Origin of the sequence: Rhodanobacter aciditrophus, from assembly GCF_050026795.1 — a bacterium.
GTDB lineage: Bacteria > Pseudomonadota > Gammaproteobacteria > Xanthomonadales > Rhodanobacteraceae > Rhodanobacter_A.
Genome location: NZ_JALBWP010000012.1, coordinates 461,408 through 487,553, shown reverse-complemented (window position 1 = coordinate 487,553; position 26,146 = coordinate 461,408). Strand labels below are relative to the sequence as shown.

22 protein-coding genes are annotated in these 26,146 nt (G+C 64.5%); 7 read left to right on the top strand and 15 right to left on the bottom strand.

What is annotated here, in order from left to right; translation table 11 throughout:
* Position 1 precedes the first annotated feature (1 nt).
* Genes ACQGNW_RS15225 through ACQGNW_RS15205 form a run of 5 tightly spaced genes read left to right on the top strand, consistent with a single transcriptional unit; the run spans position 2 to position 4,516 of the window.
* Positions 2–787 carry a hypothetical protein gene (locus ACQGNW_RS15225; protein WP_426664077.1) on the top strand — a complete coding sequence of 262 codons (786 nt, stop codon included), beginning with the start codon at positions 2–4 and terminating at the stop codon, positions 785–787.
* On the top strand, positions 787–2,625 hold the full coding sequence (locus ACQGNW_RS15220) for a bifunctional DNA primase/helicase (protein WP_426664076.1): 1,839 nt from the start codon (positions 787–789) through the stop codon (positions 2,623–2,625). Before ACQGNW_RS15225 ends, ACQGNW_RS15220 begins: the two co-directional genes overlap by 1 nt.
* A complete protein-coding gene (locus tag ACQGNW_RS15215) occupies positions 2,622–3,458 on the top strand; it encodes a hypothetical protein (protein ID WP_426664075.1) in 837 nt (278 codons plus the stop codon). The genes ACQGNW_RS15220 and ACQGNW_RS15215 overlap by 4 nt, the downstream gene beginning before the upstream one ends.
* Positions 3,459–3,461: 3 nt before the next feature.
* Positions 3,462–3,818 (top strand): hypothetical protein, encoded by a 357-nt coding sequence (locus tag ACQGNW_RS15210; RefSeq protein ID WP_426664074.1) that lies wholly within the window; start codon positions 3,462–3,464, stop codon positions 3,816–3,818.
* A gap of 35 nt (positions 3,819–3,853) precedes the next feature.
* Positions 3,854–4,516 carry a hypothetical protein gene (locus tag ACQGNW_RS15205; protein ID WP_426664073.1) on the top strand — a complete coding sequence of 221 codons (663 nt, stop codon included), beginning with the start codon at positions 3,854–3,856 and terminating at the stop codon, positions 4,514–4,516.
* Positions 4,517–4,913: 397 nt separating this feature from the next.
* Here ACQGNW_RS15205 and ACQGNW_RS15200 read toward each other — a convergent pair whose 3' ends face one another.
* From ACQGNW_RS15200 to ACQGNW_RS15175, 6 genes are all read right to left on the bottom strand, one after another.
* Positions 4,914–5,486: a DUF3251 domain-containing protein gene (locus ACQGNW_RS15200; RefSeq protein WP_426664072.1), complete on the bottom strand. Its 573-nt coding sequence runs from the start codon at positions 5,484–5,486 to the stop codon at positions 4,914–4,916.
* A gap of 61 nt (positions 5,487–5,547) precedes the next feature.
* The gene (locus ACQGNW_RS15195) at positions 5,548–5,868 is read right to left on the bottom strand and encodes a DUF3761 domain-containing protein (protein ID WP_426664071.1); all 321 of its coding nucleotides are present in this window, start codon (positions 5,866–5,868) and stop codon (positions 5,548–5,550) included.
* Between the two features lie 1,250 nt (positions 5,869–7,118).
* A complete protein-coding gene (locus ACQGNW_RS15190) occupies positions 7,119–7,304 on the bottom strand; it encodes a hypothetical protein (RefSeq protein WP_426664070.1) in 186 nt (61 codons plus the stop codon).
* 420 nt (positions 7,305–7,724) lie between these two features.
* On the bottom strand, positions 7,725–8,438 hold the full coding sequence (locus ACQGNW_RS15185; RefSeq protein WP_426664069.1) for a formyl transferase: 714 nt from the start codon (positions 8,436–8,438) through the stop codon (positions 7,725–7,727).
* Between the two features lie 56 nt (positions 8,439–8,494).
* A complete protein-coding gene (locus ACQGNW_RS15180) occupies positions 8,495–9,466 on the bottom strand; it encodes a polysaccharide deacetylase family protein (RefSeq protein ID WP_426664068.1) in 972 nt (323 codons plus the stop codon).
* On the bottom strand, positions 9,463–9,651 hold the full coding sequence (locus ACQGNW_RS15175) for a hypothetical protein (RefSeq protein ID WP_426664067.1): 189 nt from the start codon (positions 9,649–9,651) through the stop codon (positions 9,463–9,465). Before ACQGNW_RS15175 ends, ACQGNW_RS15180 begins: the two co-directional genes overlap by 4 nt.
* A gap of 1,167 nt (positions 9,652–10,818) precedes the next feature.
* On the opposite strand from ACQGNW_RS15175, the gene ACQGNW_RS15170 reads away from it, so the two are divergent.
* The gene (locus ACQGNW_RS15170; protein ID WP_483434308.1) at positions 10,819–11,925 is read left to right on the top strand and encodes a polysaccharide biosynthesis/export family protein; all 1,107 of its coding nucleotides are present in this window, start codon (positions 10,819–10,821) and stop codon (positions 11,923–11,925) included.
* A gap of 622 nt (positions 11,926–12,547) precedes the next feature.
* Positions 12,548–13,678: an undecaprenyl/decaprenyl-phosphate alpha-N-acetylglucosaminyl 1-phosphate transferase gene (locus ACQGNW_RS15165; RefSeq protein ID WP_426664066.1), complete on the top strand. Its 1,131-nt coding sequence runs from the start codon at positions 12,548–12,550 to the stop codon at positions 13,676–13,678.
* A gap of 47 nt (positions 13,679–13,725) precedes the next feature.
* Here the strand turns inward: ACQGNW_RS15165 and ACQGNW_RS15160 are convergent, their stop codons facing one another.
* Genes ACQGNW_RS15160 through ACQGNW_RS15120 form a run of 9 tightly spaced genes read right to left on the bottom strand, consistent with a single transcriptional unit; the run spans position 13,726 to position 26,135 of the window.
* Positions 13,726–15,165 (bottom strand): right-handed parallel beta-helix repeat-containing protein, encoded by a 1,440-nt coding sequence (locus ACQGNW_RS15160; protein ID WP_426664065.1) that lies wholly within the window; start codon positions 15,163–15,165, stop codon positions 13,726–13,728.
* A gap of 2 nt (positions 15,166–15,167) precedes the next feature.
* The gene (locus ACQGNW_RS15155; RefSeq protein WP_426664064.1) at positions 15,168–16,475 is read right to left on the bottom strand and encodes a glycosyltransferase family 4 protein; all 1,308 of its coding nucleotides are present in this window, start codon (positions 16,473–16,475) and stop codon (positions 15,168–15,170) included.
* The gene (gene asnB, locus ACQGNW_RS15150) at positions 16,472–18,442 is read right to left on the bottom strand and encodes an asparagine synthase (glutamine-hydrolyzing) (RefSeq protein WP_426664063.1); all 1,971 of its coding nucleotides are present in this window, start codon (positions 18,440–18,442) and stop codon (positions 16,472–16,474) included. The genes ACQGNW_RS15155 and asnB overlap by 4 nt, the downstream gene beginning before the upstream one ends.
* Complete coding sequence (locus ACQGNW_RS15145) at positions 18,442–19,527, bottom strand: glycosyltransferase family 4 protein (protein ID WP_426664062.1); 1,086 nt, start codon at positions 19,525–19,527, stop codon at positions 18,442–18,444. Before ACQGNW_RS15145 ends, asnB begins: the two co-directional genes overlap by 1 nt.
* A complete protein-coding gene (locus tag ACQGNW_RS15140) occupies positions 19,524–20,843 on the bottom strand; it encodes a hypothetical protein (protein WP_426664061.1) in 1,320 nt (439 codons plus the stop codon). The genes ACQGNW_RS15145 and ACQGNW_RS15140 overlap by 4 nt, the downstream gene beginning before the upstream one ends.
* Positions 20,840–22,204, bottom strand: a complete 1,365-nt coding sequence (locus tag ACQGNW_RS15135) for a glycosyltransferase family protein (protein WP_426664060.1) — start codon at positions 22,202–22,204, stop codon at positions 20,840–20,842. The genes ACQGNW_RS15140 and ACQGNW_RS15135 overlap by 4 nt, the downstream gene beginning before the upstream one ends.
* A gap of 33 nt (positions 22,205–22,237) precedes the next feature.
* A complete protein-coding gene (locus tag ACQGNW_RS15130; protein WP_426664059.1) occupies positions 22,238–23,695 on the bottom strand; it encodes a lipopolysaccharide biosynthesis protein in 1,458 nt (485 codons plus the stop codon).
* A 44-nt stretch (positions 23,696–23,739) separates the two neighbouring features.
* On the bottom strand, positions 23,740–25,035 hold the full coding sequence (locus ACQGNW_RS15125) for a glycosyltransferase (RefSeq protein ID WP_426664058.1): 1,296 nt from the start codon (positions 25,033–25,035) through the stop codon (positions 23,740–23,742).
* Positions 25,032–26,135 (bottom strand): hypothetical protein, encoded by a 1,104-nt coding sequence (locus ACQGNW_RS15120; RefSeq protein WP_426664057.1) that lies wholly within the window; start codon positions 26,133–26,135, stop codon positions 25,032–25,034. Before ACQGNW_RS15120 ends, ACQGNW_RS15125 begins: the two co-directional genes overlap by 4 nt.
* Between the last annotated feature and the right edge of the window lie 11 nt (positions 26,136–26,146).

Genomic DNA, 26,146 nt, shown 5'->3' with positions numbered 1-26,146 from the left:
CGTGCCACGCGCAAGGAACATCAAACCGGGATTCTTCAAGAACGACGCCCTCGCCGAGTGCAATCCGCTCGCTCGCATCCTGTTTGTAGGGCTGTGGTGTGAGGCAGACCGCGAGGGTCGCCTGGAAGATCGCCCGAAGCGACTCAAGGCTGAGTATCTGCCTTACGACCAGTGCGACATTGGGGCGCTACTCGACGAGCTCGAACAGCATGCCTTTGTCGTGCGCTATGTGGTTGGTGGAGTGGGGTATATCGCCATTCCGAACTTCACAAAGCACCAGAACCCACATGTGCGGGAACCGGCCAGTTTGATACCGGCACCAGGCGAGCACGGAGCTAACCACGGAGGAGCACAGAACCCGCACAGTGCCAGCACAGTGCAAGAACAGGCCGCACACAGTTCCGGCCCGGCTGATTCCCCTTCCCTGATTCCTGATTCCCCTTCCCAGAGGAAAACTCTTGCTCAGATCGCTGAGCGATCGACCGATCCAGCAGCGAACCTCGAGCGGTTCTGGTCAGCCTACCCGCGGCATGTCGGCAAGCGGGCTGCCGTGAAGGCGCTAACCAAGCTCAGGCCTGACGAGGCGCTGATGGGTGTGATGCTGGCTGCGCTGGCCAAGCAGCGGCAGTCGGATCAGTGGCAGCGTGACGGTGGCCGGTACATCCCGCATGCCGCGACGTGGCTCAACGGGCGCCGTTGGGAAGACGAAGCCGAGCCGGCGCGGAGCAATGGGGCTCATGCCGCGCCGGGCAACGACGACGAAAGCTGGCTGAGGAGGGCGGTCTGATGCGAGCGACCGAGATTGCTCAGCGGCTATCCGCTCAGGTCGATGGCGTGGTGCGCCTGCTGCTTCCGAACGGCAAGCGCGTCGGCCAGGAATGGCGCGTTGGATCGGCAGACGGGGAGGCCGGCCAGTCGCTTGGGGTGCACCTGACTGGCGACAAGGCGGGCGTCTGGAGCGACTTCAGCTCCGGCGATAGCGGTGACCTGGTCGGGCTGTGGATGGCCTGCCGAAAGCTCTCACTGCGCGACGCGTGCAAGGAGGCGCTCGATTACCTCGGCATTCGCGAGGATCGACTCGATCCGCCCCAGAGGCGCTTCCAGAGGCCGACGAGGGACGGGGTGGTACGTCTCCATTCCGAGCATGCTGCGTGGCTCACTGAGGCGCGGAGAATCGCTCCTGGCACCATCGAGGCGTATCGCCTCGCATCTCGTGACGGCTGGCTGATGTTTCCATACCTCCGGGACGGCGAATTGGTAGCCGCGAAGTACCGCAAGTTACCGAAGTCGTTCCGGCAGGATGCCGAGTGCGAGCCGTGCCTATTCGGCTGGCAAGCGATTGCCGACGACGCACGCTGCGTGATCATCACCGAGGGCGAACTGGATGCCATGGCCTGGCACACCTACGGCTTCCCGGCCCTGTCGGTGCCGATGGGCGGCGGTGGTGGCGCCAAGCAGGGTTGGATTGCGACCGAGTTCGACCGCCTGTCCGTCTACGACACGATCTACCTCTCGCTGGACAGCGATGGCCCGGGGCAGCAGGCCGAGCGTGAAATCGCCGAACGTCTGGGGCGGGAACGCTGCCGGCTGGTACAGCTGCCCTACAAGGACGCCAACGACTGCCTGATGCAGGGAGTCACGGACACGGAAATGGCCGGTTGCCTGCGCGACGCACGGACTCTCGATCCATCGGAGTTGAAGCCGGCAGCGGATTTCGAGGATGCGGTGTGGAGCGAGTTCACCCGAGTTGATGAGGGTCTTCGCCTTCCTTGGCAGAAGACTCACGACCTGCTGCTACTTCGTCCGGGCGAGACATCTATCTGGGCCGGTGTAAACGGCCACGGCAAGAGCGCCGTCATCTCGCATGTGGTCGCCAGCATGGCCACGCACGATATCCGCTGCTGCGTCGCTTCGATGGAGTTCAGGACGCCGGTCTGGCTGATGCGGATGGTGCGACAGATCGCCGGCACGCCGAACCCGACCGAGGCCTACATCCGGGCCATCGTCCGATCGCTCAAAGGGCAGCTGTGGGCCTTCGATGTGGCTGGTGCAGCCAAGGCGAAGCGGATTCTCGAGGTCTTCCGCTACGCCAGGCGCCGCTACGGCATCGAGCTGTTTGTGATCGACAACCTGACCAAGTGCGGGTTCGCTGACGACGACTACGCCGGCCAGAAGCAGTTCGTGGAGGAGCTTTCGGACTTCGCCCGGCTGGAAGGCACGCACGTCGCCATCGTGGCCCACATGCGCAAGGTCGAGAGCGAGGATCACCCGGCCGGAAAGATGGCCGTCAAGGGTTCCGGCGGCATCACTGACATGGTCGACACAGTGATCGAGGTCTGGCGCAACAAGCCCCTCGAACGCGCGCAGGAAGCCCTCGAGCGGAGCGGCACGCTGATTCCCGAACGCATCGGTAACGCCAACACCTACCTCAACGTGTTGAAGCAGCGCGCCACAGGCAACGAGCCATCGATTGCGCTCTGGTTCGACAAGTCCACCACACAGTTTCTTGCAGCAGCAGGCCATACGCCGAGGCCAATGCTTCCACTCTCACTAGCGCCCACAACAAGAGAAATGGAGGGAAATTCCATGAATGCCATCAACCTGCAAAAGGAGACTGGCCAATGAGCAGCGGCCCGAGCAACGTCACCACGACGAACGCCACGTCCCTGCCGAGCTGGCTCAACGATGCCAACCAGTTCGGCGCAGGCCAGGCGCAGCAGCTCTACCAGAAGGGCGGCCCGCAGTACTACCCGGGCTCGACGGTGGCGCCGCTGTCGTCGATCCAGGAACAGTACCTGACGAGCGCGAACAGCCTCGGCACCGGCGGCAACCCGACGCTCGGCGCGGCCAACGGCTACACGCAGAACGTGCTGGACGGGAACTACCTCAACCCGGACAGCAACCCGTATCTCGCCAGCACGTTCAACCAGGCCGCGAATGCGGTGCAGAACCGCGTCTCCAGTGAGTTCGGACAGGCGGGTCGCAACATCGAGGCGTCGATTCCGGTCCAGAACGACCAGATGAACCAGCTGGCGACGCAGATCTACGGCGGCAACTACCAGAATGAGCGCAACCTGCAGCAGCAGGCCGCGGCGAACACCCCAGGCCTCAACGCGTCAAACCTCGCCAACCTCGGCGCGGTGGGGCAGGCCGGCGCGCTCGAGCAGCAGCAGGCGCAGAACTACATCAACGGCGCACAGAGCGCCTGGAACTACAACCAGCAGCTGCCGTACAGCAACCTCAGCAACTACATGAACCAGGTGAACGCGCTCGCGCATCCGGTCACGCAGACCAACTCGCAGCCGGTGTTCCAGAACACAGCAGGCAACATCACAGGCGGCCTGATGGCTGGCGCATCGCTGTTGAATGCGCTCAATTCCGGTGGCTCAAATTCGGGCCTCGGTTCTGGGCTGTTCAGTCTCATCAACGGCGGCAGTTCCTTCTTTAGCCCGGAGTGATCTATGAACAAGCGTGCATTGCCAGAGATCGACGAAGGCACAACGCAACGCCTGGTCGCCCTGTTCAACAGTCCTGGCTGGGCGACTCTTGTAGCTGATGGGCGCACCCTCCTCGGGCACAGTCCCGAGGAAGCCATCGCATACCTAACCGAGACCCCCGCAAAGGTGGCCGGACTGTACCTCCTTCAGGAAGCCGCGAAGGTTTACCGGGACAAGACCGACTCGCTGTCTGCCTTTCTTGAAGCCATCGAGGATCGTGCGAACGAGGTGATCAAGGAATTGGCGACAACCTTCCCCAGCATGGGCAGCAGGCCTGATAGCTTCCCGCGGATCGACTGCGGCGGCGTTGGGCACGCGTGATGCGCGGTAGGTCACCCTCTACCAAAGGAACGTCCATGCCATCCAAGAAAGTTGCGCCCGTCATGCCGAAGTCCCGCAGCCTGGCTGTCGAGGCCGAGCCGGGCGAGGCGCGCGACCACGCGCTGGCGAGGGTCGCGATCAGCCCCCATCTTGGAGCTGCCCGAACCATCGTGCGGTATGCAAAAGCTGACTTGGGTGAGCTTTGTTTGACGGAGCTCACCCACGTGCTCAAGGAACAGGCCGCCGCCTTGAACGATGGCGACCTCAGTCAAGTCGAAGCCGTTCTGAGCAATCAGGCCACCACCCTAGACGTTATGTTCGCCGAGCTGGCGCACCGAGCGGCCATGAACATGGGTGAGCACCTGGAAGCCACCGAGACGTACCTGCGGCTTGCCATGCGTGCGCAGAACCAGTGTCGCGCCACACTGGAGACGCTAGCGGCGATCAAGAACCCGCCCGTGGTATTCGCCAAGCAGGCCAACATCGCACACGGGCACCAGCAGGTGAACAACGGCACGGCGGTCGCGCACGCGAAGCAAAGTGAGAGGGCGCGAACCGAACTATTGGAGCATGACCATGGCAAACGGCTGGACACCCGAGCGTCGGCGAAGGCAGGCAGAGGCGATCCGCCTGTGGCGGCCGTGGTTGAGATCCACCGGGCCACAAAGCGCCGAGGGCAAGGCCGCATCAAGCCGTAACGGCTGGAAGGGTGGCACGCGGCCCAAGCTACGCCTGCTTGCCAAGGCGCTGCGGGGTCAGAAACAGTTGTTGGACAGCGTCAATTCGCCCATGTAATGTTTTTCGGGTGAAGCCGCCACCCCTCCCGCGATCGCGCCTGTTCGTCGCGTATAAAACAGACGACTACAGGGTGTTCATGGTGCGCCGAAACAAGCGCGTACAGGAAGCAGCAGATGCGACAAAGAAGTGGGCAAGAAAATGGTTGCCCGCTGTGATCTTGATTCTGATCATCAGGTACGTGCTGTATCGGCTAGGAATCATTCACTCCTTGAAGTGAGGCGCGCCCAGCACCTGGCCCCCCTTTGCGCTGTAGTTGCGTCGGAAGTTGCCTGCAGCGCTTCGTGCGCGAGCAGATCGCTAGTTCATCAGAAAAATTTCCGCCTGCGAAACGTTTCTCACCCTTACGAAGCCCAAGCGTGATGGTGGCACGCCCTCCAGAATGACCGGGACGGAAGTCCACATTCCGGCCCGGAGAGTCTGTGGAAATGTGAAGTCCTTTGTGGTCTCGGCTGCATTGATTGGCATTCCATCGGGGCCCGTTTGTCCCCAGTCGAGAGTTGCTTTAAGTCCACTGATGCTGGCCGAGTATGGGTTGCCGAATTTGAGAACGACCTTCGATCCGTTGGCGTAGGGAACGACGTCCGAGAGTTGCACGGTCAGATTGCCAATACCTGCATTGACTATTGAGAAGCCGTTGTCCCCTGGTGTTAGGTAGGCGACGCCGTTTGCGTCAAGGCGCATCTGCGACATCGTGATGTCACCCTTCATGGAAGTGACGTCTTTTTGAAGTTGGGCAACTTGATCAGATAGCTGTCGAATTTTCGCGGCTGACTGTGACCTATTGTCCCCTGAGCCTTGCCGCTGCGCCTGGCATGCGGCGAGCAGAATGCAGGTGCTAGCTCCAATCAGCTGAAGAAGGCGGCTTTGCATCTTTGGCTCCCCTTGGTTAAACGCCAGCAGCGATGTAACGGTGCTTATCAACCCTGCCAGGTCAGAGCCAGCGCGCCACACCGCCGTGATGCGAGCAGGTGCCCCGATGGTGCTGGCTGAAGCTGTAGCCGCCATCTCTGCATTGAGCCGTTGCCCCTGTAGGGGCATTGCCCGAGACCGTGTGCGCGGGTCGGTGAACGGTGAGGCCGGCCCTGTTGACGTAGCTCCCCGACTCGATCAGGCGATCGTCGTGTGCGGTCGGTACTGGTTGCTGCTGCGTCTTCGGCGCTGGCTGGGGCGGCGCCAGCTGGTAAGCAGGCGTGGCGGTGGAAAAGGCATAGGCCAGACCAAGCACAGCGGCCAGGATGAATCGACGGTACATGAGCCCCCTATCTGCCGGCAGCTCCGGTAGGTGACGCACCTCCTTGGTACGTCAGCGCACTATAGTCCCGTTCGAGCTCGCCAGCTTTAGGGTGATCACCACCAAGCCGCCCACATCGCGCGCGCGCGCGCGCGCGAGGGAATCACGGCGCGTGGCCCTCGGGATTTCAGGGCACCTCACGGCACTCGTGTTCCTACTTGGGCGCCTATTATCTACATAGATAGGCGCCCAAGTAGAAACGTTTCGGCTACTTGGGCGCCTATGTCTGTGGAGGCGAGTTCAGGCGACCGGCAACACCGCGGCTCGGAGCCATTGGGAAAATTTGCACCTCTGACAATGACAGTTGTCAGAGCTCGTTAATATGGCGGCCTCTCCACAGACTGGTCTGGCCCAATTCGGCACCTGCCGTCATCCCCGCGGGTACTGTTCGGTGCCCCTAAACCGTTTGCCAGTGCCTCTGCGCCCATTGCTCCGCGAACCGTTTGGCTTGGTCGAGGGAGCTCGCGCGGCCGCTTAGGTCAGGTCGACCCTTGCGCTTGATGATGACCAGCCATTGCCCGGTCAGCGGCCCGACACAGGCGCCGATCGTAGCGAACACCTTCACGCCCGCCTGGTCGAGGCTCGCGAACAGCGTGTCCGCGTAGTGAGCCTTCTGCCAGTAGATGGGTGGGCATGGCATGCCTGAAGGATAGTGCCCCAGGGATCGGCCCGCGCCTGACTTATGCGCGTCGGCATCGCCTGACGGCCATCGGATAAGGCCTGACGGCTGGGGCGTCGTGAGCATGCGCCGGCATAGCTGCACTGGCTGTAGGCGCAGACCTTCGACCGGCGTGGGTCTACTGCTAGGCCGGGAGGCCTTCGCCAGCGACTTCGAACGTCCTGCTCCACCCTCGGGCAGACCGTCGCATTGCTCCGAACTGATGGGTGCGAATGCACCATGGAGTGAGGTTCTGGCGTCCGGGCATCGCGACTGTCTGACGGTAACTTTGACGGTAGCTTGCCGGCTTCAAATCATGGAATCGTTGCAGGGCAACGCTTGCAGGCGATTGTTAGATAGACGCCACCCCACCAACAAGCCGTCCAACGGCATCCAAAAAAGGCCGGAAACCCTAGCAATAGCAACGGTTCCGGCCTTTTTCTTGTCCGATGTGGTGCGCAGGGGCATGCATTGCGACCGATGCTGCGCCAGCCTGGCAAGGCGGGGTGGCAGCCGCAGGAATGATTGGATGGCCCGGGCGACTGATCGCTGCTCAACTGCGATTTTTGCCCTTTTGATCCCTGGGGTTCAAGGGTGCCTGGCCGGTGTGTCCGGGATCGCGGGCAAAGCGCTTCGTCGAATGAAACTGTGTGGCATGTTCAGCTACAGAATCGACCTTCTTGCTGGAATACACCGCGTGGATGTCGGCGGCGGTCAGAGTCTCGGGCGCTTTGCTCATTCGGGCGGCTCATGGCGAGTGGATGTCCAGTCACCATACTCCCTATCCGATGACCGCGTAGCGAGAGTGCGTGCTGGGTGAACCGCCCAACCCAACCACATCGCGCGCGAAGGCCCGCTGGCCATCGACCCACGCCAGCCGCGCTGGCGAGTGCCAGTTGGGCAGTCATTGCGACACGCCGGGGCAACTTTGGGGGAAGGGGACTCGCAGCCTGCAACTTCCAAGATCGTTGCAGGGCAAGACTTCCCGAGGATTGTCGGACAGACGCCACCACGTCCAAAGAAGGCCGGCAGACTGCGGAAAATCAGGGCTTCCGGCCTTGTTCTTGGCCGATATCGCCCGGGGCGAGTGCAAACCGCGCCATGCGGAGAAGGGCGGATCATGAGGCGCCATGGCTGCCGGGTTCCTGACCCGGAGGCGCTATTTGACCGACCTGGAAAAGCGGTACCTGAGATACTGGCCGAGTGTCGGGTGATACCAGAGTCGGGATGGGGCGACACCGTCGCGGGTGGTCGCGGTGCCGTCGACCACGTCGCGCAGGGCTTTCTTCATCAACGGGATCCCGGCGGCAAGCTGGTGCAGTGGGTAGGTGTTGAAGCCGTCGCTGGTTCCGATCTGGATCCGCTGCTGGTACAGCACGCCGCCGGTATCCACGCCGGCATCGACCAGGTGCACGGTGACGCCGCAGTTTTCGGCATCGTCGTGGACCAGCGCCCAGTAGCCGCCGTGCACGCCTCGGTAACGCGGCGTGATGCCGGCATGGGTATTGACGAAGGGACGCGGGATGCAGTCGATCACCTTGCGCGAAAGGATCCGTGTGCCGTTGACGACCACGGCGTCCGGGTCGAGTTTCCTGAGCAGGCGACGCACCACGGCCGCGTTGACGCTGTCCACCCGATGGGTGATGCCTGCGGGGGGCGGCTCGTCCCGGAACCCGTAGCGAAGGGCCAGTTCGTTGCTGCGGCGGCGCTGGCGCTGCGCCAGCAGCCGATTGAACGCGAGGAAGGCAAGTTGGCCGACGACCGTGCGCCAGCCCAGCTGGCGCAGCCGGTGCCGGATCATGGCCCGGGCCGAGGGCTTGCGCTCCATCACGACGGCGAGGATTTCCATCTCGCTTGCCAGTGCGTTGTACATGTAGCGGGACGAGGGCCCATCGCCGCATAGCATGACGATGCGTGGTGTCCGCGGGTTCATCGCGCAGTCAACGCGTCGGCGAGTTCGGCCATGCCCAGCGAGCGCATGCCGTCATGGCGCCGCAAATATTCGAACTCCTCGATGATCCGTTCCAGAAAGCCCATGTTCTGGTCGGTATCGATGCCGAAATTGTGTGGGTGCCACCACATGTGGAAGACCTCATGGCGCCTGGCGGCGTGGCGCATGGCCTGCGTGATCCGGCGCAATCGCAAGCCGTCCAGCCAGGCCAGCCGCCGGCTGTAGGGACGAAGGAAACGGCTGGCCGGAAAGTTGAGCGGCAGCCCGCCGGCACAGCTCTCCAGCGGATACGTGTGGTGCCCGCTGAGATTGACGTAGCTGTCCAAGAGCCGGCCTATGCGTCTGACCGCGTTCTGCTCGACCCGATTGGTAGCGGCGTAGAGCCAGCCCTGCTCGTTGCCGCGGTAGGCAGAGATGCCGTGTTCGGCCAGCACTTCCAGATAGTCGGGATTCCACTGGTTGCGGGGAAACACCAGGCTGCGCAGGACGAGCCCTTGTGCCGCTGCGGTGCGGACGGCCACGGCAAGATCGGCGCGAAACGCTGCTACGGTCTGGCCAGCTTCGCGGCAGTAGTAGTGCGAGAAGGTGTGGCTCGCCACCTCCTGTCCCGGCGTCGCAGCGATCAATTCGACCAGCTCGGGCGCGAAATGGTAGCGCCCGTCGAGAGCTGTCGATTGTTCCAGATACCGGTAAGGGCAGAGTGCGCGATTCTCGTAACCGGGTCGTTCGATCGGTGCCGCCGACAGGGCCGCGTCGCGATCGCTGCAAAGGATGAAACCCACCGTTGCCCACGTGGCGTGGATCTGATGTTGCTCGAACAGATTGAGCATCAGCGGGATGGCCTTGCGAGCGCCATCCAGACGATCGCGGAAAGCGTCGAGGCCGCGGGAGTCGCGCACGCCCCAGTACAGCTCGAAGTCGATGGATATGGTGAATGTGCCGGTGTTCATTCCAGTTCCAGCCGCTTCACGCTGGTGAAGACGTGCCAGCTCTCCAGGAAGAGTGCAGCTTTCCAGCTTTCCGATGCAGCCATCCCGAGGTGCTCCCTTGCGGGATTTTCGATGCGCGCGCAGCGCGCGTCGGCATTTCGGCGGGGAGCATGCTTTTGCGATTGCGCAGGCACGACGCCGCCCATGCCACGGTATATCGTGCAGGCCCCTGCAGGATCCTACGCCGCGGGGCAAAGTCATCTAGAGTTAATGTGCGGTGTCGTTGGATGGCGTGGCAACACGTTCCCGCGTGCCGACAACGCTACTCCGGCACCATGTGCTGCATGGCCACCACCAGCGGTGTGTGCGCCAGGCTTCGACCATCGAGTCGACGAAGGAGTTCGATACGTCGATGTACGGCTTCGGGCGCCTGGCGCCGAGGCGATGTCCTACCGGCAGCGAGATCTGTGCCGGATCCCCGGGATCAATGGAGGATGTGCATTTGAAACATCACCCAGCCAGCGACTGCGCTGATCACCAGGCAAACAATGAGCCAGAATCCCCGGGAATTTTTCCCCCAGAACGGCTTGTTCTCGTTGTTTTCCATGGTTCTTCGCGTCCGTACCGGTTGGCTGAACAGGCGGCTGAGGGCCTTGATATGATGCCAGTATCGTGCCAAACGGCAGCGCGGGCACGATCGGAGATTGCACGCCGGGACTCCGGGTATGAATCTGCGATCGATGTCGCGGTTTGCCTCGAGCGTTGGCGAATTGCGGTGAGTGATGGCCTGCCCGGCTCCCACATGGCTGTGCCGCGACGGGTTGGCGAACATCGCTCGAGCGTTGCACGCATCAGGCGCCTGATGGCGCGGCGAGTCAGCCACGGACAAAAATTTGTCAACGGACTGCCGATATCGAAGCGCGGCAGGCGCATCGATACCGGCCGGCGGTGCGACGCCTGCAGCGCCAGATCACCCCCGGCAACCTGGCTCCTGGCACGCCGCTGCCATGCGTACAGAGATGACCGTGTCGATGACGCCGGTAGGCCGGATCCTGCGGTCGGAAAGGAATCTGGCGTGGCGTAATGAACCTGCAGTTGATGATTTAATCAGGTGTACGGTTTCTAAATACGCATGCCGATTATGATGTTTCTTTCACATTGCATGTGTCATCACGTTCTTCCCCTTGCTGGCGGCTGATTTTCGCCGCAGTTATCAACCGATCTGGTTTGGCTGTCTGTTCCCGAAAGCGGGCCATCGCTTTCGGGAAGGAGCGAGTGCGGCCCAAAAAGGCATGGACCCATGGAATCATTCGTGCCGTCAGTTGGCATTTTGCGCATTACCGGCAGATTGCATCTTTGAGGACCTGTTGATCATGAAAAAGACCTGTGCATTTACCATTCTCGGGTTTACATTGCTTGCCAATGGCTGTGTGTGGTCGCCCGGTCAAAATATGACCGAGAAGGGGTTGGTTCGCGGCACACCAACCGACAGCAGCCAGATTCAGCTGGTGACGATCACCCCGCAGCTAATGGCGGAAAAACGATCACCGGTGCTGACTGCAGCGGTGCCGCAGGATCTGTTGTCTTATCAGCCTGGGCCCTATCGTATCGGGCCGGGAGACTCGCTTTACATCACGGTGTGGGATCATCCCGAGCTGACGTCGCCTGCCGGTACGCAGCAGCAGACTGCAGCCAATGGTCGCCTGGTGCGCTCGGACGGTACCCTGTTCTATCCCTACGTGGGGGCCATCAAGGTCGGGGGAATGACGATTGAAGAGGTGCGCCAGACCATCCAGTCGAAGCTCGCGAAGTACGTGACCAAACCGCAGGTGGACGTCAGCGTCGTCGGCTACAACAGCCAGCACGTGCTGTTCCAGGGCGCTTTCATGAAGACCGATCCCCAGCCGATCACTTCGGTTCCGCTGACACTGGCGCAGGCCCTGGGCACGGCCACCATCAATGCCGATCAGGCCAATATGTCGGATCTGGTGCTGAACCGCGACGGCCGCAACTACCATCTGGACCTTGCCGCCCTGTACGACAATCGGGACTTGGCGAAGGACATTTACCTGAAGGCGGGGGATCGCCTGCTGCTTTCCTATAACGACTCCGAGGAGGTGTACGTGATGGGGGAGGTGATGCGTCCCCAGGCGGTGACGTTCAGGACGCTGCCCTACATCACGCTGACCCAGGCGCTGGGCCGTGTTGGGGGCCTTAACCCGGTCACGGCCAACGGCAAGGCGGTCTATGTCGTTCGTGGTGCGAACGACATCAAGAACGCTCCGGCCAAGGTCTTCCATCTCGATGCCCATTCGCCGTCCGCGTTTGCGCTCGCGGACGATTTCAGGTTGAAGCCGGGTGATGTCGTATTCGTCGGTGCTGCAGGCATAACCCGCTGGAATCGTTTCCTGAGCCAGTTGCTGCCGTCGGCAACCTTGGTCACCAGTGCGGCTGCCGCAAATTACAGCGCGACCCACTGACGCAATCCTGAAATGGTGTTCCGCTGCAGCTCCGCGCAAGTGGCGGCGGTGCTGAATCGGCAAGTGGTCGTCGTTTCAGCCGCGTTGACGCACATGCCATGCGCCTCTTGCAGAGGCGCATCGGCTTGATTGCGCCGCGCGACTGCCCGGCACGTTGTCCATCCCGCCGGAATCCAGCGCGATGCGTTTCTCCGTTTCTGCCTCGTTCTTGCGAGTCGCCTGGGGCGGATATTCTGGCCGCAGGAGGAGGCTCTGCGCCAAGAGTATGGATTCATGGAATGGACAGATTTATCCAAACATTATTTGAACATATGGTTCATGTGGCGCTTATATAAACCGGCGGCGGCTGAATAGGTCATTTTGGCGGTATAAGAAACGGCATCCAAAGATGATAGGTTCGAAAGTCTGGCGTTAGAGCGTTGTGCTTCTCTCGCCTCGTCACTGTCGAGTTGTCTAACGGCTTCGGATTGATCCAAGCAGGAGAAAGTATCGGCCTGGCGGATACGCGGTCTGGAGACACGGATCGTCAAGGGTTCCACCCTCCGCCGGCTGAATCACCCACAAATTGAACTCGTTCGGAGCCGGGGGACCCGCTCGAGATTGGTTGGGAGGCGAAGGTCCCATGCAGGAACTGCGGTTGATCCTCGATGGCTTGGTTGCTGCAGGAACGTCGGCAGTAGTGATCGTCGCGATGCGCCGGTTTGCCGGCGTGCTGGGCCTGGTGGACCGCCCTGACCAACGCAAACGGCATCTTGGCGAGGTGCCGCTGGTGGGGGGGCTGGCGATTTTCACCGGAATGATCGCAGGCGCCCTCTGCTACGGCGCCTTCCACCGCTTCGAGGGGATACTGCTTGAGACCGCCGCGGTGCTTGCCCTGCTCGGCGCCCTGGATGACCGCTTCAGCCTCAGCGTACGGGATCGCCTGCTGACGCAGACCATCGTGATATTGACGGTCATCTCCAGTACCGGCGTATACATCCACACGCTGGGCCACATCTTTGGTCACGACGTCGTGCTGGGCTGGCTCGGCGTCCCCGCTACGGTGCTTGCCGTCATCGGCCTGATGAATGCGTTCAACATGATGGACGGCATCGACGGCCTGGCCGGCAGTCTGACCCTGGTCAGCGTCGCCGCCGTCATCCTTTTTGCCTTGCCCACGCCCCTGCACGGGGCGATCGTGCTGCTGGCCCTGCTGGCCGCGGCGACGCTGCCGTACCTGGCGGTCAACCTCGGCTTCGCGGGCGGGAAGGTTTTCCTCGGCGACGCGGGCAGCACGGTGATCGGCTACCTGCTGGCATGGGCGCTCATCCGGTTGAGCCAGATGCCGCAGACACATCTGTCGCCCGTCGACGTCCTGTGGTGCGTGGCGCTACCGGTGTTCGACACGCTTGCGGTGATGTGCCGACGCATGCGCCAGGGCCGCTCGCCGTTCCAGCCTGACCGTGGGCATATCCACCACATCCTGCTGGAGGCCGGCCTGGGCCCCCGGACCACCCTGGTTGCGCTGGTCGCGCTTGCCGCCGGCCTCGCGTCGATCGGCGCGGTCGTCAGCAGCGTCGAGCATTCGGCGGGGGCGAATCTCACGACGTTCTGCCTGATCCTTGGCGTATACATGGTGACAGTCATGCGCATGTGGCTGCGCCAGGAGGCGCGCAGGCAGGAGGGATTGGCCTGCAACACCGGGCCAGGGCGCGGGTCGATTCGCCAGGGGCGGGTTGTCGATCCATCCCGGCTGACGTTGCCGAAAAGGTGAGCCAGGTTGCGTCGAAGCGCCCGCGCCGCACGATACCGGAGGGCGGATCACCTGATTCCCACAAACTCGATCGTTGCGCCGGCTGCGACGTGCTTTACGTTGCCTTCGATGCCGTTGGCGTATTCGATCGAGCGCTTCACCACCAGATACCCCCTGGTGATGCGCATCCGATCGCTGGTACTCAGGAATGACATGCCGGCGGCGCCGGGAGTCGCCTGTGCGCTCCGCCTGATCCTGTTTCCGGAGATGATCACCGCTTCGATGTCACGGCTGTCGTCGGGAGTGCTGCCGTCGGCGAAGTTGATGCATGACCCGTGGATGTCGACGAATGTATTGCCTGCGCAGACCACATGGTTGGCGCCGAGCACGCCGATTGCGCCCATCTGCGGACGTATGCCGATGAAGGTATTGCCCGTGATCACCGTGTTGATGGCGTTTTCGCTGGTCCGGTAGGCGAAGGACCCCAGCCTTATCGCGTCGCCGCCGGGGCCGGAACCCGGTGGCGAGCGCTGGAAAGTGCATCCGCTGATCTGCGTGCCGCTGAGGCCGTTGACCGCCACGTCGACGCGGATCGAATTGAGGAACCGGCAGTTGAGCACGGAGAGGTTGTCGGCTGCGCTCGCGGCGGTCTTGGGCCTCGTTGCGGAATCGATGCCCCAGTAGCAATTCGTGAACTGGCAATCCGACACCACCCAATCGTGGATGTTGTCGCCCGACTGGTGGCCATTGAAGAACGTGATGCCGGCCGTGTTCACCGTGTCGATGTCGACGAAGCGGCAATGGGCGATGGTCACGTTGCGGTACACGCTCCAGTCATGGTCCGGTTCGAAATCGATGCCTCCCACCGAGTGGGAAAGCTTCGCGTTGCCGATGTTCTGGAAGAGGCAGTTGTCGACCGTCAGATGGTCGCAATCGATGATGGAGAGGCCGTTGCGGTTGTCCTTGACCGCACCGTCGAACACGCAATCGCGCACGGCGATGCGCTGGTTGTGGCGTTCGGTGCTGCGGAGCGTTCCCGATCCCACGTACATGCCGTCCCCGCGAAAACCGTGGAAGGTGACCCGCTCGACCGTCAGGTCCGACGTGGCGTTGACTGCCAGCAGGTAGAAGTACTGCTGGTAGCCGAACTCGGCGACGCGTCCGTTGAGCCTGAGGTCGTGCAGATAGATGTTGCGCATGTTGTCCGCGACGTTGGGAGTGCCACCGTCTCGCACGTAGGTGACGAGCATGAATTCGCAGGCGGGCGAATCGTCGTATGCCCTCAGCTCGCTGGCCGGTCCCGTACCGTACAGCTCGATGTCCGATTTGAGGTTGAGTTGCTTCACGGGGTAGACCCCGGCGGGCACGAACACCTTGCCTGCGGCCCTGTCGATGGCTGCCTGGATGCCTCCCGTGCAATCGTAGGAGCTGTTGCCCGCACGGATGGCGGCATGCTCCGTCGCAGGCAGGAAATCCAGGACATTCGTCACCTGTGGTGGGGATCGCATGGTCAGGTCTCCTGTCGTGTGTGGCTCCGGGAACGGACGTCGCGTCGCCGGTGACGCTCATCGGTCGATTCCGTGGCGGGTGGATGCGCTTCTCCGCACGGCGCATGAGGGAGAGGTGTGACCGTGGCGCATGACGCGGAAGACGGGCGCCCAGGGGATGATTCGGCAGGCACCGCAGGCGGGTCGCACAACTCCGCATAGGCCGCCAGCGTCTGCCGGATCACGATGTGTTCGTCGAATTGCGATCTTGCCTTGCGACGGGCCGCGTCGCCCAGACGGCGCGCGAGCTCCGGGTCTTCCCGCAGCCGCCGGATGGCATGTGCCAGCGCCTCGCCGTCGCCTTTCGGAACCAGCAGGCCGTCGACGCCGTCGGTCACCACTTCGCGGCAACCGGGTACGTCCGTGGTGATCAGTGGCAGCCCGCAGGCCGCGGCCTCGACCAGGGTTCTCGGCAGTCCTTCGCGATGGCTCGGCAGCACCACCACGTCGACCGAAGCCAGCAGGCCGGCCATGTCCTCGACGTGACCCAGCCAGGTGACCAGCCCCTCTGAGACCCAGCCGCGTATCGTCTCTTCCGGAACCGCAGCCGGGTTGCCGGGATCAGGCGTGCCGGCGAGCAGGGCGCGGATCGCGCAGCCCTCGCGGCGGAGCTGCCGCAGGGCGGCGACGAACTCGCCGAGGCCCTTGTCCCAGAGCAGCCTGCTGGCCAGCAGCACGCGCATGCGTCCGTCGTTCGCCGCCATCGTGCGCGTCGCGGTGGCGAACTGCGCGCAGTTCACTCCCGAGCCGCGGATCAGGCGGATGTGCTGCGCGTCGACCAGCCTGGCGCGCCGGAACAACGCCACGTCGTCGGCATTCTGCAGTATGAGGCGTGCCCCCCGTCCGCCGAGCGCGAGGCGCAACAGCGCACGCACCAGCGGCCGCAGCGATCGCGCCTTCATCTCCGAACTGGTGAACACATAGCCCATCCCGGCCACGGCGTTCACCCGGGCGGGCACGCCCGCGAGCCGCGCCGCCAGCGAGCCGTACACGGCGCATTTGATGGTGAAGCCGTGCACCAGCATCGGCCGCTCGCGCCGCAGCAGGCGGACGAGATGCCACAGCAGGGCCGCTTCGCGCAGCGGGTTGAGGCTGCGCCGCGCCATCGGCAGCGGCTCCCAGCGCAGGCCCAGGGCGCGAAGCTTGTCGCCGTAAGGCCCCGCCGGAGATATCAGCAGGACGTCGCAGCCCTGCCGCTGCAGCGCCATCGCCAGCGAACGGCGGAAGTTGTAGAGGTACCAATCCGTGTTGGCGAACAGGACAGTTTTCATGATGGCGACGTCCTCCGGTTCTGATCCAGCCACGCCTGGAACATGAGCACGGTCCACAGCGGGTGCTGCCAGTTGCGCCGCCCGCTCAGGTGCTCTTTCCATTTCTGCCGGATCGGCGCGGGGCGGAAGAAGCCTTCCTGATGCAGGCGGCGCTCATCGAGCAGGGTTTCCGCCCACTCGCGCAGGGGGCCGCGCAACCAGCGGTCGAGCGGGATGCCGAAACCCATCTTCGGCCGCTCGACAAGTTCCCTGGGCACGTGCCGATACAGCACCTGGCGCAGGAGCCACTTGCCTTCGCCGTTGCGTATCTTCTGGTGCAGGGGCAGGCGCCACGCCAGCTCGACCACCCGATGGTCCAGCATGGGCACCCGGGTCTCCAGGCTGTTGGCCATCGCGGCACGGTCGACCTTCACCAGGATGTCGTCGGGCAGGTAGCTCTGCGCATCCATGGCCATCATCCATTGCGCCAGGCTCCTGGTGTTCGGCCAGGCGCGCGGGTCGGTCAGCAGCGTGGCGGGTTCGTGTGCGTCGATCACGATGCTGGCGGGGTTCTTCCATTGGCTGGCGAGGTGAAGGAAGAAGGCGTGGCCACTGGACAGCGGAAGCACGCCGGCCAGCTTCTGTGCCTTGTCGCCTGGTGTGGCCAGGTGCCATCGCTTCGGCAGCAGCGGCTTGGCGCGTTCGAACCAGCGGTTCCATGCGTTCGGCGACACGGAGCGCAGAACGCCGGCGCCGGCGAGCCGCGCAAACAGCGGCAGGCGGCGCATCCGCTCCCAGGTCGTGCGGGCACCTAGATAGCGGTTGTAGCCGCCAAAGAGCTCGTCGCCGCCGTCGCCGCTCAGCGCCACCGTTACTTCGCGACGGGTCAGCTGGCTGATCAGGAAGGTGGGAATCTGCGAGCTGTCGCTGAACGGTTCGCAGAAGATCGAGGGCAGCCTGGGGATGACGGCCAGAGCGTCGTCGGGCCGCACGTAGAGTTCGGTGTGTTCGGTGCCGAGATGCCTCGCCACGGCCTTGGCATGTGCGGCCTCGTCGTAGCCGGTTTCGCCGAATCCCATGGTGAAGGTCTTGATGGGACGGCTGCTGCGCGCCTGCATCAGCGCCACGACCGTGCTGCTGTCGATGCCGCCGCTGAGGAACGCACCCAGGGGCACGTCGGCCAGCATCTGCGCGCCGATGCTGGCGCTGAGCCGCTCCTCCAGTGCATCGATGGCCTCGGCGTCCGACCCGCGGAACGGGTTGTCCAGGCCGGCGCTGACGGCCTCGTTGTAGCTCCAGTACCCCGCGGGCCGCGCGTTTCGCGGGGCGTCGGCGGCGATGTGCAGCAGATGCCCGGGGCGAAGCTTGGAGACACCGCGGTAGATCGTATACGGCGCGGGGATGCAATCGTGGCGCAGCAGCAATGCCAGTGCGTCGCGGTCGACGTCCGCGCGGAAGGCCGCATGTGCCTTCAGCGCCTTGAGTTCCGAGCCGAACAGCAGGGTATCGCCCTGCCATGCGTAGTACAGCGGCTTCTCGCCCATGCGGTCGCGCGCAAGCGTGAGTACCCGCCGCTGGCGATCCCACAGTGCGATTGCAAACATCCCGACGCAGGCGCGCAGGGTTTGCTCGACGCCCCAGGCGACGAAGCAGGCGAGCAGGGTCTCGGTGTCCGAATGCCCGCGCCACGCCGGCGCCGCAGCCTCTGCCAGAAGGCGGCGGCGCAGGTCCAGGTGGTTGTAGATCTCGCCGTTGAACACGAGGACATAGCGTCCGCAGGCCGACGGCATAGGCTGATGGCCGGCGGGCGAGAGATCGAGGATGGACAGCCGTCGCTGCGCGAGCGCGATGCCGGCCGATTCGTCGCACCATGAACCCTTGTCGTCGGGACCGCGATGGGTCAGCCTGGCCGACATCGACTGCACCTGGTCCAGGAGTGCGTCCCGCGCGCCGCCGCGCAACTGCCAGAACCCGGCGACGCCGCACATCAGTGCGACCCCGCGCTGCGCAGCACCTCGGCAAGACGCGATGCCTGCGCGGTTACGTTGTATTCGTCCTCGACCCGCGCGCGGCCGGCCCGGCCCATGCGCGTACGCAAGGGGCGACTCAGGATGAGCCGTTCGAGACCGTCCCGCCACGCAGCCGTCCCGCTCGCCAGGAAGCCGTTCTCGCCGTGTCGCACGATGTCGATGTTCGCGCCGACCGTCGAGGCGACCACCGGCAGGCCGCAGGCCATGTACTGGATGATCTTGTAGCCACACTTGCCGCGTTCCCACGGGCCGTCGCGCAGCGGCATGATGCCGATGTCCATGCGGGCGATCGTGGCGGCCTCGCTGTCCTCCGACCATGCCACCACCTCGGGTTCCAGACCCCCGAACTGGCCGGCGACCTCCGTCCGCGGCCCGACCAGCAGCAGGCGGGCGTGGAGCCTGGTGCACACCTGCTCCAGCACCTCGCGGTTGTCGAGCAGGTATTCCTCGGTGGCTGGCGACCCGACCCAGCCGATGACCGGCCGCGCAACGTCCGCGTGATCCACCACGGAATAGCGCTTCTCGTCGACGACGGTCGGAATGATCTCGATCCGCCTGGCGCCTGCCTGCGCGGCGCGCGCGGCGAGGTAGCGATTGCCGGCGACCACGCACGCGGCCCCGCGCATGACCTGGTCGATCTTGTCGCCAAGCACGCGCCTTACCAGCGGACTGGACGACAAGTCGTACTTGTGGAACAGCGCATCGTCGTAGTCCACGACGTAGGGCCTGGCGGCGCGCGCCAGCGCCGATTCGAGCCAGTGCGGCAGATAAGGGAACAACTCGCCCTCGATCCAGGCGACATCGTGCCTGTCGTGGTGCAGGACTTGTCCGATCCGGCGAACGTAGTGTCGCCACGCGCCGCGCCGGGCGGCCTCCGGGTGGTCTCCGTACAGCTTCTCGAGATAAGTGTCGGGGAAAAGCGCATGCGCTTCGACGTCGATGCCGCGGTCCTGCAGCAACGGCAGATATTGCAGGCTGCGAAGCCTGCTGCTTGGGCCTAGCCGCGAATACCTGGAAAACAGCAGCACCTTGAGGCGTTTCATTCCGGCGCCTTCCTGAAGCAGTCCGGGTACTCGATGAACAGCGCCACCAGCGGGATGACGTACATCCACTGGAAGGCGAAGGCCTCGATGTAGGGGTTCGTGTTGGTGGCGAGGAAGGCGCAGACCAGGCCGCAGAACATGAACTTGTGCCGCGCCGGAAGGCGACGGCCGTAGGCCAGGCGCAGCACTCCGATGAAATAGAGCAGGAACGGCAAGGCGTAGACCAGCGTGCCGAATATTCCGACCCGGTAGAGCGTGGCCATCCACACCAGTTCGTAGCGCCACGGATGGATGGGATCGCTGACGTAGTCGACGCCGACGCCGTGGCCGGAGCCGAAGCCGCCGTTCTCGAGGATGCCGTGGAGCAGCGAATGGCCCATCTGTACCCGTGCGCTGCCGCCGCCCGAGGCGACCTTGTCCGTGACGGTGCTCAACACCGTGCTCAGGTTGATCTGCGTATAGGCCTGCAGCAGGAACAGTGCGGCCGCGGCGGCCGCCAGCATCGGCAGGCCGTAGCGGACCAGCTGGGTGAACGCCGACCTTCGTGTGTTGCCGATCGTGCGCGACATCAGCGCCAGGCCGAGCAGCCAGCCCATGGGCACCGACAGGATCAGCGCAGAACGGCCGGAGGTGAGCGCGCTGGCCAGCAGCATCGCCAACAGCGCAAACCGCAGCAACCGGTTACGGATGAGTTCGGGCGAACTGAAGAAGGCTCCGCACAGGAAGATCAGCGAGCCGTAGACGTGCATGGTGGCGCCGGCGAATCCGTTGTTGAGATTGACGTTGGCGCCCTTGAAGAAGAACGCCACGGCCGCCGCGCCGCGCGTGAGGTACAGGTAGAAGAACACGCCGACGCTCAGGGCGCACAACAGGCTGAGCAGGGCGAGCCAGTCGATCAGCCGGTCGGCCCCGATCCATCTCAGGAGGGAATGGGCAATGAGCATCCAGAGCAACGGCGACGCGATGTAGATCGCGAACACCTGGGCGAGGGCGACCAATGGCGCATCGTGCATGCCGCCCACGACCATGTAGAAGACGGTCACGATCACCGTGGCGGCGTAGAGCGCGAGCAGGGTCCGGAAGCCGGGATCGACGCGCATGCCGGGTAGTGCCAGGAAGAACGCCAGCCCCATCGCCGCCGCCGTGGGGACGGGCAGCGAATTGGGGATGACCACCGCAAGCAGCAGCAGCAGGAAGGCCACGCCAAGGAAGATGTGCCGCGCAGTGATGCGGTACTTGCCTGCGCCGCCCAGCAGCTCGGGCGGCGCGGCGGGCAGCGCAGGGGACGCCGATGACGGATCGTTGCCGAAATTCATGCCGTCACCATCTGGCTGATCCACCGGTCGAGCGCGCCGGCCTGCGCAACCCGGCTGTACGCGCTGACGTCGCGACGTGCGTCGGCGGCGGGCGGGGACAATGCCGCGCGCAGCGCTGCGGCCCCCGTCGTGGTGCTGGTCAGCAGGGTCCGCCCGGCGCCCGTCTCGCCGAGGATCGCCGTCGCCTCGTTGGGGACAGCGGAAATGCAGACGATGGCGGCTCCCGCGGCGAGGTATTCGAACAGTTTCCCGGTGGCGCAGCTGGTGCGCGAGCCGGTGAGCAGCAGCAAGGTGTCGCACCGCTTCATCAGCTGCAGCGCCAGCGCGCGCTCGACCGGTTCCAGCACGCTGACGGAGAACCTGGCGCGCTCGATGGACGTCCGCTCGCGCGGCGTCAGCTCGCCCACGAACATCAGGTGCCTGCCTGCCGTGGCGTCGGCGGAGTCGTTCAGGGCATCGATGAGGTAGTCGAGACTGTCCGACGCGGATCCATCGCTGGCGCCGATGCGCCCGAAATGGCCGATCAGCTGCGCGCCGGGCGGAACGTGCCGGGCCAGGATCGCCGCAGCCTGCCTTGCGCTGCCGGAGCTGTCGGCCGGGCTGGCGAAATCCTCGGGGTCGAAGCCGTTGGGAAGGTTGATCGTGGTCTTGTGGGGGTAACGGCGTTGAAAGTCGTCGACCAGGGGCCGGCTCACCGAGGAGATCAAGGTGGCGGGGGCCACCACGCGCCGCTCGACCATCTGGCGCGCTAGCGCGTGCAGGCGTCCCGGTCTGCCCAGCGGTTCGTACACCAGGCCGTCGCGGAAGTCCTGCATGCAGCCGATGCGGTGCCGGCTGGCCAGGCTGGCGGCGGCGACCAGGGCGTCGATCGGCGAATACGTGCCGATGACTGCGCAGCGTTCGCCCGTCGCCCGTTTTTCCGCGCATAGCCGATCGGCCTTGGCCAGCGCCTGGACGAGCCAGGGGCGCCGCTGTCCGCTGCTGTTGCCGAGCAGCAACGGCAGCGGGCGCAGGAAAGCCGACGCCAGGGTCAGCAGCGAAGCTGCAGCGGAAGATTCGCTGCCCACGCAGTGTCCCGGCAGCGCGAAGATGGTGACGTTCCCGGTCGCCGACCGTGTCGTGCCGGTTCCCGTTGCGGTTCCGCGGGCGAACACGAAGATCCGGTATTTCGCCGGGTCCAGATATTTCAGCAGGCCCTTGAACCGTTGTGCGGCGATGTTGCCGGACAGGTGGTGCGCCGCGAAGACGAACACGTTGATCTTCGTCATCGTCGCAGCCTCAACGGTATGCGGCGGCGATGTCGGGCAGGGCGACAGGGCCCTGCGGCGGCGTTGCCGCAGGACGCCGGCGGGATCCGCCATGGCAGCGTTGCGCGGGGTGGGGTGTGGCCCGGTTCATGGCAGGGCCCCGGGTTGTTCTTCCGGCTGCGGGTAGGCACGCCTCGACTTGAGTGCATCGAGCAGCGAGCGATACATGCCGCTCCATTCGTTGCGGAAGCACCATGCGACGACCGGCAGCAGCATCAGCCAGACCAGGCTGAAGTGGACGGGGGCACGGGGCCCGTACACCAGCGTGGCGATGGAAAGCGCCACGCCGAGCGTGACGAACGCGTACAGCCGCGCGCGCGGGAAGGGGCGCCAGACGTAGGCCGACGCTTCGGTCCGCGCCACGAAAAAAACCAGGAACGCGGTGGCGTTGGCCACCACCGCGCCGGCGGCGCCATGGCCGGGCACCAGCCATACGCTGAGGGCCACGTTGACGACCAGCCCTGCGACGGTCGACCACAGTGACAGCATCGACCGGCGCGTGATCCCGATGCCGACGCAAGTCACCTCGGAAAGGGTATAGAGCAGCGGCTCGCCGATGCAGCACAGCATCAGGTACTTCACCTGGGCGTAGTGTGCGGGCAGCACGAAGTCGGTCAGCCACGACAGCGCCCCGCTCAGGACCCAGATGGCGCAGACCACGGCCAGGGCCTGTTGGGCGACGTGATCGACACGCCGCATGTCCACGCCGTGGGCGACCCACTTGTAGACCATTGGCGCCCACAGCACGGTGAAGATCGTCTGGAACACCACGCCCACGCCGGCGAAGCTCATGGAGACGGAGTAGATCGCCAACTGCGGAAGGGTGGAGAGCGAGCGCAGGGTCAGCGTGCTGGTGGCGTCCAGCCCCCAGTAGGCCACGCCGGCGAAGATCAGCGGCACGCCGTAGTCGAGCAGGCCGCGGATGCGCGCGCGGGGAAACGGGGCCTGCAGCGCCGGGCTCCACTCGCGCCGGGTGTTCCAGCTGTAGACGAACAGCACGGACAGCAGCGACGCCAGGTAGGCCGCCTCCAGTTCCCCGAACGTCCGGGAGAAGACCGGCAGCGAGAGCGCGACCACGGCCAGCAGCAAGATCACCTTGGGCAGGATCTGGCTCGCGGAGAACGCCATGCCGCGGTCCTGCATGCGCAGGATGAGCGAGAGGAAGCGGGAGATGAAGCTCACGACCACGCAGGCCATCAGCGCCCAGTAGTACCCGATATGCCCGAGGCCGAACAGCCAGTTGGCGAGGCGCCGCTCGAACGGCATCGAAGCCAGCATCACCAGCAGCATCAGCGCAAGCCCCGGCGTGAAGCAGGCTTTCAGCAGCGCGCCGCGATCGTTCCACTCGTGGTACTCCCGCACGTACGCGCGGTCGAGCCCCAGGTTGAACAGCAACACGCCAAACGACACCGCGATCTGGACGATGTTCAACCGCCCCACGTCGGCGGGAGGGTAGACCCATGCGATCGCCGGCACCGTTATCAGTCCAAGCCCGGCGCTGGTGATGGGGCCAATGGCAAATGCCAGAACGGTTCGTATGTTCACCCGTCGACCTGTCTAGTTGAGTCCTTGTTGCCGTCACCGCTGTGTCACCCTTGCCTGAGCGGGTATGCGGCCCGGGGAGGGTGCCGGGCCGGTTGCCGGTCGCCCGATGCGCCGATGGCGACGACGCTGGCGACGAAGTCGCGGTAGTTCCTGGCGGCGTCGAAAGCGGATTCGATGACTTGCCGCGCCTGTGCGCGCAGCCCGTCGCGCCCTTCCGCGAGCGCGACCCGCTCCACTGCGCGGGCGATCTCGCCGGCATCGGGGCAGGGGCTCAGCAGGGCGCCGCAGCGGTCGGATACCAGGCTGGCAACGCCGCCCACGTCGGGAGCGACGGCCGGTACGCCCGCACTCATCGCTTCCATGATGGAAACCGGGACACCCTCGGACTCGCTGGCGTTCACCAGCGCGTCCACCGGGGCGCCGAGGTAATACGCCTTGACCGCACGGTTGGGCAGCTCGCCGGTGAACGTGCACGTGATGTTGCCCAGGCCGGCCAGCTTCGCCTGCGCCAGCGCCTCGATCTCTTCCAGCAGCGGGCCGCCGCCGATGTGTGTCCAGGCGATGCTGACGTCCGGGTGCCGGCGGGCGAGCAGCGCCATGGCGTCGACGATCTTGTCCAACCGCTTCACCCGCAGGCAGAACGACACCGAGACGACATGCAGGCATCCAGGAGCACTCGGCTGCGCGAGTGCGGGGGGCAGCGGCACGCCAAGCGCACTGATCCGGATGCGTTCCGGCGGCGCGCCGTAGGTCCGCCGCAGGTAGCCCCACGCCTGGCGCGACAGCACGAAGATCGCGTCGTGGTCGGCAATGAATTGCCGCTTGAGCGGCATGTAGCCATGGCTGCGGCGCACCTCGTACAGATCGAAGCCGTGCGCGCGGGAGACGACCTTGCGCACCGCGCCGGCTTGCCGGGCGAGCAGGGCGGCATAGGCCTGGGTTTCGTTCCAGTAGCAGTAGGCCACGTCGATGCGGCCGTGGATCCTGGCGTACCTGCGCAGCTGCGCAGCCTGTTCGAGCACCTTGGACGTGTGCAGCAGGGCGCGTACGACGGTCGGCGGGCTCATCTTCCGCGATTGCCTTAGCTGAACCAGCTCGCGCCGGAAGATCGCGGAAACCAGTGCCTGCAGCATGAACCACAGCCGCCCGGACCGGACGGAGCGCGCCATGGCGAGGTCGACCGCGATGCCAGCGGGCACGGGCCGGGGCGTTCCCGCGGCCAGCGCCGGTAACAGCGTCACGTCGAGGTCGGGCTGCGTCGCCCAGTAGCCGATTTCGTCCTCGATGAACTGCTCGCCGGGCGGATAGGGGTACGCGTTGGTCAGGATGGCGACCTTCATGGCTTCACCGCCAGGCTGGAAGCGATGATGTCGGTCACGCTGTGCTCGTAGACGGCGTGGTCCACGTGGAGCGGGATGCTGATCTTGAAGCAGCTGATCCTGGCGAGACTTGCCGAAAGCACCCGCCGCCAGTTCGCGGTCACTTCCTCCATCGTCAGCATGGCCGTGCGCATGGTGGCCAGGGCGTTGTACTTCTCCCAGTAGAGATGGTCGTGGAAGATGCTGTACTCGGCACTGACGACGGCGATCGTCATGTCGATCGCGTGATCCGGGTCCAGCGCGGATACGCAGATGCCGGGTACGTCCTCGCGCACCAGGTAGTACAGGCTCGAAAGCGGAGCCGACGTCGATTCCACGTGGCGATAGAGGCGGTCGGGCGACATCTTCCGCCGCACGTTGGCCGAGTTCATGCGGTTCTTGATGCTGAAGTGGGCGCGGTCGATCAGACCCCGCCCCGCGAGGATCTCGCGCTTCATCGCATTGCCGATGCAGTTGTAGCCGTAGATCTTTGGCCACGCCATGTTGCCGTAGATGTGCGCATTGGCGGACATGACCACGATGTCGTCGCCGATGAAGCAGGCATCCTTGTTGCGCCTCAGCGCCAGCAAGGCGGAGGACTTGCCGGCGCCGCCGGTTCCGGCGAGCAGCAGGGCGTGTTCGCCGATCACCACCGAGGCCGCGTGGATCGGCATCAGGTCACTGAAGAAATAGACCGAGGGCACCAGCACGAATTCGTGCAGCAGCTGCTCGAACGCCTCGACCTCGCGCGGATATTCCATCGACAGCAGCTTGTGGATCAGCCGCCGGACGCCGCGGCGTGGCTTGAGCGCCACTTCCACGTCCAGTGTGTCGCCGCCGCTGCGCTCCCAGTAGACGTCGATCGAAGGAAACGAGGTAAGCATCCCGTTCTCGAACGTGTCGTGCACCGCGGGGTTGATCGACGAAGGCCTGCGCTTGGCGATGGTGTGGCCGACGTGGATGTTCACCGCAGGCTCCCGGCCATCGGCATCGACGTACAGCTCCAGGCTTTCGGCCAGGAGTCCTTGCAGGGCCGCTTCGCAGGAAAAGGCGTAGCACTTGCCGAATATGATCTTCTTCATGTGGTTGACTC